Source organism: Hymenobacter sedentarius, from assembly GCF_001507645.1.
Classification (GTDB): domain Bacteria; phylum Bacteroidota; class Bacteroidia; order Cytophagales; family Hymenobacteraceae; genus Hymenobacter; species Hymenobacter sedentarius.
In genome coordinates, this window is sequence record NZ_CP013909.1 from 2050012 (window position 1) to 2064096 (window position 14085).

Here is a 14085-nt window from a genome sequence, read left to right on the forward strand (position 1 = left end):
CTGCGACGTGGCGCTACTTCTGGCGCTGCTGCATCTCGGCTGCCATCTTGCGCTGGTTGACTTGCAGTTGCTTGAACTTTGCGGGCCCCAGCACCACGCGTAGCTCTTTCTGCGACTCGATGTTGATGCGTTTCAGCTCGGCCATGAGCTGGGGCGACTGGGACGGGAATTTCTCCTTGGCCGCATTGGCTTGGGCCACGGTACCGTTGAGAATGGTGCGGACCCGCAGCGTCTGGTCGGGGGTGAGCTTGAGCTCGGTGGTCATCACGTCGGCCAGGTCGCGGGCGGCGGTGGGCGGCGTGGGCGAGTCGGGGGTGCGCACCGTTTCAACGACCGGGGTTTTCTCCCGGTGACGAAATAGGGAGCAACTGCCCAATGCTAATCCGGAGGCTAGCAAAAGCGCAGAAAAAGAGGCAAAGCGCATAAGGTGTGGGAATAGCAATATTCCTACGAGTACGCAAAAACACGTAATTGGGTGCACATGGGTGCAAAAACGGCAGCTGCTAGTAGCGCTTTATTCCTTGCTCAGCGTGTGCCGGGCAGTTGGGCTAAAGCGGCGCAGCAACTGGCGCTAAGCCCGCTGGCGGCGGCTAGCGATTTTTCAGGCCGCAGATTCGGCCTGGCCCGCGCTAAAACTTTTCCAGCGCCTCCAAGGCCTCAGGGTTTGGCTCAACCTGGTGCTTGGTGCCAAAACCCAGTTGGCGCTCTACCCCGTGGCGGCTCTGGTGAAAACGCGGCGTTTGGTAGCGCGTGTTCAGCAAGCTGTCGATGCGGGCATTGCTGCTGGCCTCGATGCGTTGGTACTCGGCGGCCCGCGCCTGGCCTTGCAGGCGTTGCCGGGCCACTTCCCGCTGCGCCCGCTGCTCCCGAATGAAGGTTTGCAGCTGCTTGCGGTCGTCGCGGTGCATATGAAGCACAAAGTCACGCCCTCCTCCGACGCAGCTATTCAGCCACAGCGCCATAAGTAACTGAAGCAAAAATTTGGGCATAGCCGAGGGAGAGGGGGTAGGTGTGTTGCATGTTGTCGAACAGCTTCAAGGCTTTTGCTGCCTTAGGCCCTAGCGCCGAAAAACGGTGAGAATGGGCAGGCCTGCCACACGGATTTCGTGGATGGGCGTGCCATAAGAAGCATCGTAGGGCGTCGGGTGCCAGCGGTACATGCCGAAGAAGTACTTCGCCCGGTGGTGCGGCACCAGCCGGAGGCGGGCCCGGTCGGCGGGCACGAGCAGCAGCGCGTTGTTGCCCACGAAGTCTTTGTAATAAAGCGTATCGCTGATCGCCACGGTTGGGCTACTGTCGTGGGCCAGCACCCAACTCAATCCCTGCCGCGCCGAGATGCCCCAGTAGTCGCGCTCGAAGAGCCGGCCGGCTGCCGGGCCCGGCAGAAAGCTGAAGTAGGTGTACTGGTAAGGATGGTCGGCCGCTTGGCGGTAGGCCGTGTGGGCCACGCCCACCGCCAGCAGGGCGCCGGCCGCCATCCCCAGCCGTCGCCCGGCCGAAGCAGGAGCCGTGGCTTGCCAAGCCAGCACACCTGCCCGCAGGCCCCGCACGGCCAGCAGCACAAAGGCCGGGTAGATGAAATACACGTGCCGCCAGCCATCATACACCACCGAGTTTATCAAGGCAATGAGCACCAGCGGCCCCACGCACCACACCCCGAAAAGCAGGTCGCGCCGCCCCGCCACCCGGCTTAAGAACTCCAGCGGGCGCCGGAAAAACGCACGCAGCACCGCACCCGCGCCACCTATAAATAGCACAGTGTACACCACGGGCGTAGTCACGAGCAGCCACACCGAGAGATAGTGCCAGGGCAGGCGCTGGCACGATTCCATCTGGCCCAGGTAAAACACCTGCATGGTCTGGCGGAAGCGCCGGAAGTTGCCAAAGCACTCCCACAGCCGCTGCACGGGGGCCTCCCAGAGGTAGGGCCAAAACAGCACAATGAGTACCCCGGCTCCCGCCATGTACGCGGCCAGCGTGCGCACCAGGGCAGACCGCCGCACCGGGCGGGCCCACATTTCCAGCGCGCCGAAGCCCACCGTGAGGGCCGGCAGCAGCAGGCCCATGATGCGCACATCCACCGCCAGGGCAGTAACCAGCGCGTGCGCGGCTGCGCGGCCCCAGGTAGGGCGCCGTAACACCCGCGATAGTGTGAACCCGCCCAGGGCGAACAGGTTCATGAATACCAGGTCTTTGTGGTTGTAAAAGGCCTCAGAAAAAATGCGGGGCGAGAGCACCAGCATGCCCGCGCCCACCAGCCCCCAGCGCCAACTGCCAAACCGCTCGGCCCCGAGCCGGTACACAGCCCAGGCCCCCAGCACCAGGGTCGAGAAGCACAGGAAATGCCGCATCCAGTAAGCACGCCGAATGTCGTGGGGAAAAAAGGCGGCCTCCAGCACGGCCAGCGGCAGCTGAAAAGCCACGCCGTGGTCGGCTTCCCGATAGGTGCGCAGCTCCTGCAGGCCTTGGAGGTAATCGGTGTTGAGTGCTGCGGGATATAAAAGCTGGGCCAGGTAGCGGAGGCTGATGTACCCGGCTTCCCGGTCGGTGGGCTCGTCCCAGCCCATGCCATAGCTGCGGGTGAGAAGCAGCCCCAGCAGCAGCAAGCCGCCAAAGAACAGCGTGGTGAATATCCGGCGCGGAGTAATCACGTTTTTAAGTAGTAGCATGTTGGCCCAAAGTCGGGGCCAAAGGTAGGGCGCGGCCGGGGCGCGCTTCCCCGCTCTTCATGCCCTGGGCCGTGAAGTGGGCCAGGGCCATGATGGTGAGCATGGGGTTGACGCCGCTGCACGCCGGAAAGGCCGAGCCATCGGCCACGAAGAGGTTCTGCACCTCCACGGTTTCGCCGTTGAGCTTGAGCGGGTGGGTGGCAACGTCGCCGCCCATGCGGCAGGTGCTCATCTGGTGGGCGCTGTAGAGGCCAAACTGGTTGGGCTTCCAGCTCAGATGCGGGAGCTTGTCGAGCACCTCGGGGTTTTGGAGCACACCGTTCTGGGCGTGCAGGGTGGGCAGGGTGCCGTGGGGCAGGTACACGGTGGTGGCCCCCGCCGCGATGTGGATTTGGGCGGCTGCGCGCACGCCCTCCAGCATGTTGGCCCGGTCAAAGTCCGACAGCGTGTAGTCAATCAGCGGGGCGCCGTGCTTGTCGATGCTCACGCGACCGCCGTCGCGGTCGCGGGTGAGCACAATGAACGAGCCCAGGTGGTTGGCGTCGCGCATCAGCTCGTGGTGCTGCCGGCCCGAAAGCCAGGGCAGCACCATGCTCAGCAGGCCGGGGTGGGTGGGGGGCGTTTCGAGCTTGGCGCCGAAGTTGGTGCCATGCAGCATGGTGTAGGTGTCGTTTACCACGCTCATGCTGGGGCCGTGCCAGGAGTTCATGGGGTGGGGGTAGCGGGCGCCCACCACCACGGTGGGGTGCAGGTGCAGGTGCCGGCCCAGGTGCGGGTGCTTCAGGCCGGAGCGCAGCAGCAGGGCGGGCGTCTGGATAGCGCCGCCGGCCACCACCACGCGGCGGGCTCGCACCGTGACGCGCACCGGGCGGCCATCGGCCGTGGTGTGCACGGCCTCGGCGCCGGTAGCGCGGCCGTGGGCAATGGTCACGCGCTCCACTTTGGTATCGGCCAAAATGCGGGCGCCGTGCTCGAACGCGGTGAGCAAGTAGGTGTTTAGGGTGCCCTGCTTGATGCCGTGGGCGTCGCCCAGGGTAGTGTAGCCCAGGGCCCGAAAATGCGTGTCGGAATCCGTCAGGCCTTTTTCGTTGCGCGGAATCAGCCGCACTTCCTGGCCCAATTTCGTGGAGCCGTCCCACAGGGCCTGGTTCTGGCCGTTGTGCCGGGTGTAGTTGGTGTTCACGCTGATGGCGCGGGCCACGGCGTTAAGGCTCTCTTTGAACTCGAGGGTGGTGAACTGGGGCGCGTCGTGCTCGCGGGCCCATTCCTGCAGCACGTAGTCGGGCGTGCGGAAGGCGCCGGCCCAGTTCACGGTGGTGCCGCCGCCCAGGCAGGAGCCCGCCAGGATGCCAATGCTGCCGTCCTGGGTCGAGAGCGTGCCTTTGGCGTCGTAGAGGGTACCCAGCATGTCTACTTCGCGCTGGGTAAAGTCGCAGCCGTGGCAGTACGGGCCTTTTTCGATGACCAGCACGTCGTGCCCGGCCTCGGCCAGCTCGCCGGCCACCACGCCACCGCCCGCGCCGCTGCCAATCACCAGCACGTCGCAGTCGTACTCGGCGTCCTGGGTCGGGTGCAGGGTTTTGATGGGCTTGGGGGTGTCTACGGGCTTTTCGTCGGGCCCGGGGTAGCCCAGGAAGCCCCAGGCGGCCGGTACCTCGGCCATGCTGCCGCCGTAGTAGAGCAGCGTGCACAGCTTGCGTACCGCCTGGAAGCCTTTGCGCAGCTGCGGCACGTTGGAGGCCGCCCAGCTTTGCAGCAATTGCTCGCGCTGCGCGGGGTCCAGCTTGCAGAAAGGCTTCAGCGGCCCAAACCAAGTGAGGCCGAGCAGGGGCTTGTCCATCAGGTCGAGCAGCTTGCCGAATTCGGCCTGGGCCCCAAGCGGCTGCTCCCGGATGGCCGCCTCCAACTTCTCCAGGTTCAGGCCCGTGGAGCCGGGCGGACTGCCATCGGGCAGGGCCGGAATGATGGTGTCGGCCAGGGCTTTAAGAACGACAGAACGGTCGGGCGTGAGCGTAAACATGAGGTGGGAATTTTAGCCTCGAAAAGGTAGGAATTTTTCCGCAAAGTGTTAGGCGTGCCGACTAGTTTGGGCTTGTTGGGTAGGGGAAAGGGACGTGATGCACCGCGCCGCTTGTCCTGCAGAGCGCAGCGAAGCATCTTATCACAGTCGAACGATTCGTACTGACCGGATAAGATGCTTCGCTGCGCTCTGCATGACAGCCGATTGGGTTTACTTACCGCGTGAGAATACGCCGCTACGCGCCGTATGCCGTACTACTTGCTGACCTTTGCGCTCCGCCACCCACCCTGCCCGCCATGCCCCACCTCATCAAAACACCCGAAACCACGCACCGCGTTTATTTCCAGGACTGCGACATGCTGGGCCACCTCAACAACGCCCGCTACCTCGATTACTTTCTCAACGCCCGCGAAGAGCACACCACCGCGCACTACTCCCTGAACATGGGCGAGCTGGCCCGCGAGCAAAGCGCTGCCTGGGTTATCACCAAGCACCACATCAGCTACCTCAAGCCGGCCCGGCAGGGCGCGCAGGTGCGCATTTCCAGCCAGCTCATCCATTTCGACAACTCCAATCTGGTGCTGGAAATGCAGATGCGCGACGAAGCCGGCGCGCGCCTGCTGGCGCTGCTGTGGTCCGAAATGACCTTCGTAACCATGCCCGCCGGCACGCGCACCGACCACGCCAACGGCATGATGGACCTGCTCGACCAGCTTGATGTGGAGGAGGTGAGCTACGACCCCGACGGGTTTGACGACCGCGTGAAAGAGGTGCGCCAGCAGCTCAAGAAACTGCGGCGCGGGGTCGGAAACGACGAATAATCGGGTTGTCTGCAGTAGAACGGCCTGCTCGACAGGCCGTTCTACTGCAGACAGTCGGGGCCGGGGTCTGCCCTAGAAAGCCACCTGGTACTGCAGGATGTACTCCCCGCGGCGGGCGGTGGACTTGAGGTCGCCGTTGGCCTGAGCCGTAAACACGGGCCGGTTCTGGTAGCCGAGCGTGAGCTTGCTGGCATTGCCGGCCAGCAGCCAGTTCACGCCGGCGTTCACCAGCACCATGGGGTCGGCCAGGCGGTTGTAGCGGGCATACTGGGTGGCCGCGTAGGGCTGAAGCGTGCCCAGGCGGCCGAGTAGGTCACGCTTGAAGAGGTAGCCCGCCTGCCCGTAGAGCACGTTGCCCGTGCCCAGCAGCGCGAAGTTGTTGCCCGGGCCGTTGAAAGAGCCCTGGCTGGCCTTCACGCCGTTGGCCGGGTTCATGGCCCCCGCGTTCTTCAGGTAATTGGGCCCGAAATCGTAGTGAGAATAGCAGGCGTAGGCCGTGATGGCGGCGCCCGTGGCGGCGTTTACCGGGGCGTCGTAAAATACGTCGGCGGCAAACAGCTGCAGGTCGTGGGTCAGCGTGTCGCCAGCGGCCGTGGTGTTCCACATGGCCTTGTCCTGGTGCACAAAGCCCGCCCCGATGTTAAACACTCTCTTTTTGCCCAGGTACGAGCCCACCTGGCCCGCGCCGGCGTTGCCTTCCTGGTCCCAGAACTGGTAGGAGGCGTAGCCGTGCGTTTCGGCGTGCGGGTAGCGGGTCGAAAACGTGGAGTTGCGGCCCAGTACTTCCGGCGAGGCCGCCGTTTGCGTCGCAAACGGCTTGCCCACGGCCAGGCGGTAGTCCACCTTGCCCAGCTTGCCTTTGGCGTACACGCCCAGCTTGCGCAGGTTCTGGTCGTTCACGTCGTTGGTGACTTCCTGGTACAAGGGCAGGTCGACGCCTAGGATGGAGGAGGCGGAGGAGTTGCCAAACCGCGAGGGGCCGTTCCAGCCGTTGAGGCCCGCCCCCAGGCTCAGCTTTTTCTTGATGATGGCGTAGTCGGCCGTAACATCGTGGAAGAAGGAGCCGGCTTTGCGGGGCGAGAGGTAGGAAAAGCTGTTCTGTCCAAACTGCACAAACACAAACACCCGCGGCAGAATCTGCCCGCTCATCACCACCCGCACCCGCCGGATGCCCACGTCGGTGGTATGCGGCTCGAGCTCGCCGTTCACCGTGGTGCCCGGGTTGCTTTCGTTGTACCGCGCCCAGGTCTGGGCCAAAAAGTTGAATTTGATGAACAGGGTGCTGTCGGGCGAAAGGTAGGTTTTCAGGCCATCCTTCAGCGCGGCTGGAATGCCGGTGGGGGTGCCGGTGCTGGGCTGCGACTGCGGCCCCGCGGGAGGGGCAGGCGTGGGAAGAGTAACCTGAGCAGAGGCCGCTTGCGCGCTCACCACCAGGGCAGCCACTGCAGCGAAAGATTTCAAAATGCCCCCGGTAGGCCGGGCGCAGACACGTAAAAAAGACAACATTAACGTAGCAAATAAATGAACAACAAGTGGTTACTCAACCAATGGTTTCGAGCTCAGGAGCCGTCTGGTGCTTTGGTAGCCCAAGTCGCCGCGCCGTGACCCCAGGCTACGAGCGGCCCGCAGAGCCACGCCCTGTAAAGAGGCGAACCCGCACGGATGACAGACCGGCGGCAAGTTAGCCACTGCAAAGGGAGCGCGCCGGCTAGCTAACGGCGCGAATGCCGGCATACAGCAGCGCGCTCAGCGCCGCCGCCACCGGCAGCGTGAGCAGCCACGACAAGCCAATCCTGGCAATCTCCTTGGAATTGGCCGTTTTGTTCACCAGCCCAATGCCGTAGATGCTGCCCACCGATACGTGCGTGGTGGACACCGGCAGGCCGAATTTGCTGGCCACAATCACGAGCACGCTGGTGATGAAGTTGGCGGTGAAGCCCTGGCCGTGGTTAAGCTTGGAAATCTTCTTGCTCATGGTGTTGGCTACTTTTCTGGCGTTTAGCAAGCCCCCGATGGCCATGGCCGCGGCCAGAATCAGCACGTTGACGGGCATGGCGAAGAACTTGCACACCAGGAGCAGGCCTATCAGTTTCGGCGTGTCGTTCAGGCCGCGGGCAAAGCTCATGGTGGCCGCGCTCAGGTAGTGCAGGTTGTTGATGAGGGGTTGGAAATTGATGCCCAGGAACGTGCCCTGGTACAGGTTCTGGCACTCGGCCTGGGTGGCCACGCCGGCCTGCAAGGTGGGCAAGGCCGTGAAGGCCGCCGTGGGCGCCGAGGACACGGGCACCCAGGTGTTGCCCACGCACACGCAGGATTCTTCGGTGATGCCGGCCGCCTTGCGCCCCTGGCGTAATAGCACGTAGACCAAGGCGCCCATCCCCACGGCCAGCACCGGGCCCAGCATGAGGGGCAGGAAAAACGTGGTGCCCAGTTTGGCAAAATTCACGCCCGTGCCCACCGCCACCAGGCCGGCGCCCACCAGCGCGCCCACCAGGCCGTGCGTGGTCGAAATGGGAAAGCCCAACCGCGTGGCCAGCAGCACCGTGATGCCCGCCGCCAGCGCCACCGCCAGCACAAAGGCCGCCGACCCGATGATTTCATCCGGCACCAGCCCTTTGCCGGAAAAGTTCTTTATCAGCTCGGCGGCGAAAAAATACGAGCAAACCGAGCCCGCAAACGTGGAGGCCGTGGCCAGCACCAGGGCCGGCTTGTAAGCCAGCGTGCCACTGCCCCACAGGGTCGCCACGCCCTTGAAGTTGTCGTTGGCGCCGTTGGAATAGGTGAGCAGCACCACGGCCAGGAAGAGGAGAACTAGTAGCATAGCAAAGGGGAAAACGGTGAGATGCAAAAAGCCCCACGATGACCTTCAGCGTGGGGCTTTGGTGCGCAACTTACGGCGGTTTTCGCTCGGTCGGTTTGGCTGTATTAAGAAATTGTTACGTGCCGGCAGAAGCTGGGGGCTGCCAAGGCAGGCTCGTCGCTAGCGCTGCGCCCAGGTGTTGTCCTTCTCGTTGGCATCCATGAAGATGCCGCCTTGCACGGTCACCCATTTTACTGCTTTGGCAACGGTCAGCGTGGCTTGCTTGGGGTTGGCTTGCCACACGGCCGGCGACTGGTGCAGCGTCTCCTTGCTGCCGTCGGCGTATTCCACGGCCACATCAAACGGCACGGCAAAGCCGCCGATGTTCTGCACGGTGATGGTGGTGCCGCTGACCGGCGCTACGGCCAGGTCGATGTAGTTGTTCGAGAAAAACCAGTTGTTGAAAAACCAACTCAGGTCCTGGCCGGCGGCGCTGCTCATCGAGTTGAAGTAGTCCCACGGAATGGGGTGCTTGCCGTGCCAGCGGTCCATGTAGGTGTGCAGGCATTTCTTGAACAGCGCATCGCCGAGCATGTCCTTCAGCGCGAAGTAGCTCAACGAGGGCTTGCCATAGGCGTTGTTGCCGTAGCCGCTGCGCAGCTCGCTGCTGGGCGTGATGATGGGCAGGTCTTGAGCCGAGGACGGGTCGTTTATCCAGCGGTTGACGCGAAATTTCTTATAGAATTCATCGGCCGCAGCCGCGCCGTTTTCGCTGGTGTTGATGAGGCGCTCAAACGTAGTGGCCCAGCCTTCGTCCATGAAAGCATAGCGGCTCTCGTTGATGCCCATGTAGAAGGGGAAGTACGTGTGGGCTATTTCGTGGTCCTGCACAAACTGGCCGAACTTGGGGTCTTTCTGGGGGCTGTCGTTCACCATCATGGGGTATTCCATGTCAGCAAAGCCCTGGAAGGCCGTCATTTTGGGGAAGGGGTAGGCCACACCAGGCCAGTTGGCGGGGTTCGAAAACCAGCCCAACGCGTACTGACCGTTCTTCACCGAATCATGAAAATCGGCCGTGGAGTCGGCAAAGGCGGCCTGCATGCTGGCGCGGCGCTTGGTGCGGGCGTCCACCACCACGCTGGCGGCGTCCCACACGTAGTGGTTGCTCAGGCCCACGGTCACGTCTGAGATGTCGCGGGCGGTCCAGACCCAGGTGTTGGTGGGCTTCTGGGCCGTGATGTTGTTTTTGGCCAGGTCGGCGGCGGTGGCCACGTGAATGACCTTGTCGCTGGTCATGGACTGCTGCAGGCGCTTGGCGAAGGCCGGCTGCAGCACCTGCTTGGGGTTTTGGAGGGTGCCGGTGGCCCACACGATGTAGTTGGCCGGCACGCTCACGCGCAGGTTGTAGTCGTTGAAATCGTTGTAGAACTCCTTGCTGTCGACGAACGGCAGCCGGTCCCAGCCGGCGTAGTCGTCATAAACGGCGATGCGCGGGTAGAAGTAGGCCAGGAAGAACGTGGTGGGGGCGATGGTGCCCTCGCGGCCACTTTCCACCGATACCGGGAAGTGCCAGGCAATGCCGAACTTGATAGAATCATGCGGGGCGAGCGGGCGGGACAGGGGAAGGCTCCGGGCGGTGCCGCCATCGGCGAAAGGGGCGGGCCGGCCCTGGCCGTTTACCTTAAAGGTGTCGATGACCAGCCCGGAGGTGAGGTAGTCGGGCGCGGCGTCGGCGTCGCGGGCAGCGCCGGGCCGGTGAATATTCATGATGAGGCGCATTACCACCTGGTTCAGCGTGTCGGGGCTGTTGTTGAAGTAGGTGATGGTTTCGTGGCCGCGGATGTCGCGGGCCGGCGGCGCGGCTTGCACCGAAATGTCGTAGCGGGCGCGGTTCTGCCAGTAGTTGGGGCCGGGGCGGCCGTCGGGCGCGCGGGTGCCTTTGGCAAAGGCCGCCTTGATGTCGCGCGGCATGTAGAGGGATTGTGCGGCCGCGGGCCGCAGGGCGCCGGCCAGCAGGAGCAGGGCAAGAAAAAGTCTAATCATAAGAAGCTACAGACGCGAATGCAGCGGGCAGCGCTGCATTGCGGAGGTAAAAGTAGCCGTGTGAAGGTTTTTATTAAGCTGCGCGAGAAGCCGCTGCCTTAGCCGGTCACGTAGCGGAGCTTAGCGCTTTGCTGTAAGCGGCGATTATACAGACACAAAAGCCCCGCCTAGTCACCTAAGCGGGGCTTTTGTGTCTGTAGTTGCTCAAGCGACTTGAGCACGGTGCGGCTGTTGATGGGGCTTGCCGGATGCTCGCCGGCTTGGGGCTTGCATCCCTACGGAATCACCTCCACCCAGCCTTTGTACTTGCGGCCGTCGGTGTAGGTAACGAGGTAGTAGTAGGTGCCCGCCGACCCGGCGCCGCCCCAGCGGAAGCCGCGGTCGGGCGACTGGTACACCAGCTGGCCCCAGCGCGAGAAGATTTTGATGCCCGCAAACCGGTGGTCGCAGAAATCGACCGGCAGGTCGGGCATGGTGAAAAAGTCGTTCTTGGCGTCCCCGTTGGGCGTGATGATGTTGGGGGGGTGGAACGCGACGGAGTCTCGCGGCGGTGCTATTTCAAACCGGATAACCCGCTCCTGGGGCAGGGGCGTGCACGGGCCCGTTTCCGTGAGCCGGAAGTGCACGGTGAGCCCACTGGTGGCGCCCACGCTCACCGCCTCGCAGGTGGGCTCCCAGGTAAAGGTGGCGTTGGCCTGGCCCGTACCGTTTTGCGCCGCAAAGGTCATTTTCACGGCTTCCAGGTCGAAGCCGTCGCCGGCGGCGCTCAGGGCCAGGGCGTTGCGGTCGATGTCGGTGCCGGCGAGGGTGGCGGTGTAGCGCTGGCCCAGCACCACGCGCACCACGGCGGGGTTGGCACTGGATAGGGGCAGCGGCGCCGGCGGAAAGGTGCTGGTGAGCACGGGCGCCGTGTTGGGCGCCTGCGTGGCCGTGAAGGCCACGCGCACGGTATCGCGCTTGGGCAGGCTGCAGCCGTTGTCGGCTACGATGAGGTCGAGCAGGTAAACCTTGCCCTTGGTGTCGGTGCAGTCGGGAAAGCAGAGCGTGGCCGTGAGCGTATCCGGCGCGCCGGCGGCGCGCACCGTGCCGCTGCGCACGGTGGTAAATAGCGGCGCGGGCTCCGTAAAGTTGACCGGCCGCGAGCTCATGGTGAGCACCGAGTTGGGGTCGGGGTCGGTGTAGCGAATGGTCAGGCAGCGGTTGCCGCCGGGCACCAGCCGCAGCGTGTCGCGCCCGGGGCGGTACACGGCCTTGGCGCCCGTGGCCCAGACTTGCAGCTTCGGCGGCGTATTGGTGGGGCAGTTGAGCACGTAGAGCTGGAAGTCGCGCCGCGTCTCCCCGATTTTGACGCCCTTGCGGTACTCCGAGCAGCGCACCCCAAACACAAACAAGCCCAGGCTGCTGGGCCGCACGGTGAGCCGGCCGGTGCGGGCATCGATGCCCAAGGCCGGGCTGCCCGGAATCTGATTGGTGGTGCCCAGGCCGGCGTTCCAGGTGATGAGGGCGTAGGGCGCCGGGGCGGCCTGCGCCACGAGCGGCTGCGCCGTGGTGGTGTGGCCGTTGAGGGGCGTCACCATGTCGTAGGCCAGTGAGTCGCCGTCGGGGTCCTGGCCGCCGAAATCGTAGTAGAACAGCTCGCCCCGGCAGGCGTAGTCGCCCAGCGGCGGGAAGATGCGCGGCGTCGAATCGATGAAAGCCGCGCCGTTGCGCGCCACGGCCGGAAACTCCAGGTAGAAGGTTTGGGCCGCCGCACCGGGCGCCACAATGTTGCCGATGGTGACGTTGCGGCAGCAGCGCTCCACCGCCACGTAATAGCCGGTGGTATTGGTATACGTGGCCGCGTTGAGGGTGATGTCGTTGGTGTACACCAGCTTGCGGGTGCTCAGCGAGCCCACGGTGCAGGCCGGGTTGGTGTAGTTAACGAAGGTGTTGCTGGTGAGGGTCAGCACCACGTTGGCCATGCGGGCATTGGAGCCCTTGGCGAAGATGCTGGCCGTGAGCTGCTGGTCGAGGGCGCCGGGGTCGCCGTTGATGGCGTCAAAATACAGGTTGAGCGTAAGGGTATAGAGGCTGCCGGTCTTGTGCTGCAGGTCCAGCTCGCCGCCCACAATGTGCGTGGCCGAAGCCGACAGCGGGGCCAGCATTGCCAGCACCAGGAGCCAGGGGCGGGAAATAAGGAGAGCCAGCCAAATGCGATTCATCGCTAGTAAGATAGCCGAAAAAATAAAGATTTTACGGGTGCGGCCCGGCCCAATTTGAAAAAATTCTGAGCCGGGCCGCATGGCAATCGGGAGCACCGGAGGGCAAGGCGCTGCTTAGTTGCTGCCGGTGGTTGTAGTGGTCGTCGGGGTGGTCGTGGTCGGCTGCTTGAAGTCCTTGCGGGACGTGGGGCCGACGTTCTCTTTGTCGCAGCCCGAGAAGCTGCTCATGGAGCACAGCAGCACCGCGCCGCTGGCGAGACGAAGAATGGAAGAAATACGCATAGTTGAGCTAAAAACGGTGAAAAAGATGGTTGAGCTGCCCGATTGCGGCCGGCCGAAGGACTAGCCAGCCGTTTGGGCTTGCTTCAAAGGTGCTTGGGCTTCCAGCCGCTTTTTTCCTGCAATCGTCGGATTGCCGCCGCGCGTCGCCCATTCGCCCGTTTCAGGAGACCAATGCTTTGCTGGTGCGCTGGCGGCTTAGCTCAACTTGACCCCGGTAAGCGCTGCCCTTGAGCTACTTCCAGCGGCTGATGAACTGCTCGAAGGCCTCGCGGTAACCGTCGCTCACGGGAATGGTTTCGTCCCCGATTTGGACTGTGCCGCGGCCGATGGACGTGATGTGCTGCAGCCCCACAATGTAGGAGCGGTGAATGCGCATGAACTGCCGCGCCGGCAGCCGCTCCTCCATGCTTTTGAGCGTGGTGAGCGAAAGCAGCGGCCGGGTCTCGCTGCGCCGGTACACCTTCACGTAGTCCTTCAGGCCTTCCACGTACAGGATGTCATTGAAATCATCCCGCACCAGCTGGTACTCCACTTTCAGGTAGATATAGTCCTCGGCCGGGGGCGCGGCCGGCGCGGCTTCGGCAGGAGCGGCGGTAGGCTGGTTGAGCTGGGCGTAGGCGTAGGCTTTTTGGGCCACCCGCAAAAAGTCCTCGTAGGCAAACGGCTTGAGCAGGTAGTCGAGCGCATCCACTTTGTAGCCTTCCACGGCGTACTGGTTGAAGCCGGTGGTGAACACCACACGCGGGCCCTGGCCGTCTTCGGTCCCGACGCCGTGCCCACGGAGACCGCCGAGCCGGTACAAGCGTAAAAAACAACATTCGGGTAGGGGAGAGGCGGCCGCCCGGCGCGCCTCCCGCCGCGGGCAAGCATGCCCAATTGAGCAGATGGGCCATGCGTGAGCACCAACTTCAAGACACACTTCAGCACATGCCGGCCGGCGTGGCCACCTTGCAGGGCCCCGAGCTGCGGTACGGCTTTGTGAACGACGCCATGCGCGCCGTGCTTGGCGAGGCCGCGCAGGAAGGCCGGCCCGTGGCCGAATTCCCGGGCATCATCCTGGCCGATTTGCTGGAGGTGATGCAGCAGGTGTATCAGTCGGGCCGGCCGTACGTGGCCAAGGCCTACCGCGTGCCGCCGCCCGCGGCTGAAGGTCGGGCGCCCACCACCCGCTACTTCGACGTGGCTCTGGAGCCCGTGCGCGAAGGCGGCGGGCCGGTGAGCGGCTTGCTGCTGTTTGCCGTGGACGTGA

Annotated in this window: 11 protein-coding genes and 1 pseudogene; 2 read left to right on the forward strand and 10 right to left on the reverse strand. The window is 63.9% G+C overall.

What is annotated here, in order from left to right; all coding sequences use genetic code 11:
* Positions 1-13: 13 nt before the first annotated feature.
* The 4 genes from AUC43_RS08565 to AUC43_RS08580 form a co-directional block, all read right to left on the reverse strand.
* Entirely contained in the window at positions 14-322 is a 309-nt protein-coding gene (locus AUC43_RS08565; RefSeq protein ID WP_068191924.1) for a hypothetical protein, read from the reverse strand.
* Positions 323-629: 307 nt separating this feature from the next.
* Positions 630-908: a hypothetical protein gene (locus tag AUC43_RS08570; protein ID WP_068191925.1), complete on the reverse strand. Its 279-nt coding sequence runs from the start codon at positions 906-908 to the stop codon at positions 630-632.
* Between the two features lie 150 nt (positions 909-1058).
* Entirely contained in the window at positions 1059-2669 is a 1611-nt protein-coding gene (locus tag AUC43_RS08575; RefSeq protein ID WP_157780994.1) for a hypothetical protein, read from the reverse strand.
* Positions 2656-4689 carry an FAD-dependent oxidoreductase gene (locus AUC43_RS08580; protein ID WP_068191928.1) on the reverse strand — a complete coding sequence of 678 codons (2034 nt, stop codon included), beginning with the start codon at positions 4687-4689 and terminating at the stop codon, positions 2656-2658. Before AUC43_RS08580 ends, AUC43_RS08575 begins: the two co-directional genes overlap by 14 nt.
* Before the next feature lie 296 nt (positions 4690-4985).
* On the opposite strand from AUC43_RS08580, the gene AUC43_RS08585 reads away from it, so the two are divergent.
* Complete coding sequence (locus AUC43_RS08585; RefSeq protein WP_068191930.1) at positions 4986-5510, forward strand: acyl-CoA thioesterase; 525 nt, start codon at positions 4986-4988, stop codon at positions 5508-5510.
* Positions 5511-5582: 72 nt separating this feature from the next.
* On the opposite strand, the gene AUC43_RS08590 is transcribed toward AUC43_RS08585, so the two are convergent.
* From AUC43_RS08590 to AUC43_RS08615, 6 genes are all read right to left on the reverse strand, one after another.
* Positions 5583-6971, reverse strand: a complete 1389-nt coding sequence (locus AUC43_RS08590) for a hypothetical protein (protein WP_068191934.1) — start codon at positions 6969-6971, stop codon at positions 5583-5585.
* Between the two features lie 247 nt (positions 6972-7218).
* The gene (locus tag AUC43_RS08595) at positions 7219-8331 is read right to left on the reverse strand and encodes an inorganic phosphate transporter (RefSeq protein ID WP_068191937.1); all 1113 of its coding nucleotides are present in this window, start codon (positions 8329-8331) and stop codon (positions 7219-7221) included.
* A 159-nt stretch (positions 8332-8490) separates the two neighbouring features.
* Positions 8491-10353, reverse strand: a complete 1863-nt coding sequence (locus tag AUC43_RS08600; RefSeq protein WP_068191940.1) for a M1 family metallopeptidase — start codon at positions 10351-10353, stop codon at positions 8491-8493.
* A gap of 275 nt (positions 10354-10628) precedes the next feature.
* The gene (locus AUC43_RS08605; RefSeq protein WP_157780995.1) at positions 10629-12554 is read right to left on the reverse strand and encodes a gliding motility-associated C-terminal domain-containing protein; all 1926 of its coding nucleotides are present in this window, start codon (positions 12552-12554) and stop codon (positions 10629-10631) included.
* Between the two features lie 114 nt (positions 12555-12668).
* On the reverse strand, positions 12669-12836 hold the full coding sequence (locus AUC43_RS20890; protein ID WP_157780996.1) for a hypothetical protein: 168 nt from the start codon (positions 12834-12836) through the stop codon (positions 12669-12671).
* Positions 12837-13068: 232 nt separating this feature from the next.
* Positions 13069-13638: a LytR/AlgR family response regulator transcription factor gene (locus tag AUC43_RS08615; RefSeq protein WP_068191943.1), complete on the reverse strand. Its 570-nt coding sequence runs from the start codon at positions 13636-13638 to the stop codon at positions 13069-13071.
* 125 nt (positions 13639-13763) lie between these two features.
* Between AUC43_RS08615 and AUC43_RS21935 the strand changes: the two are divergent.
* A pseudogene (locus tag AUC43_RS21935) lies at positions 13764-14084 on the forward strand (PAS domain-containing protein); the annotation flags it as partial.
* Position 14085: the final 1 nt, after the last annotated feature.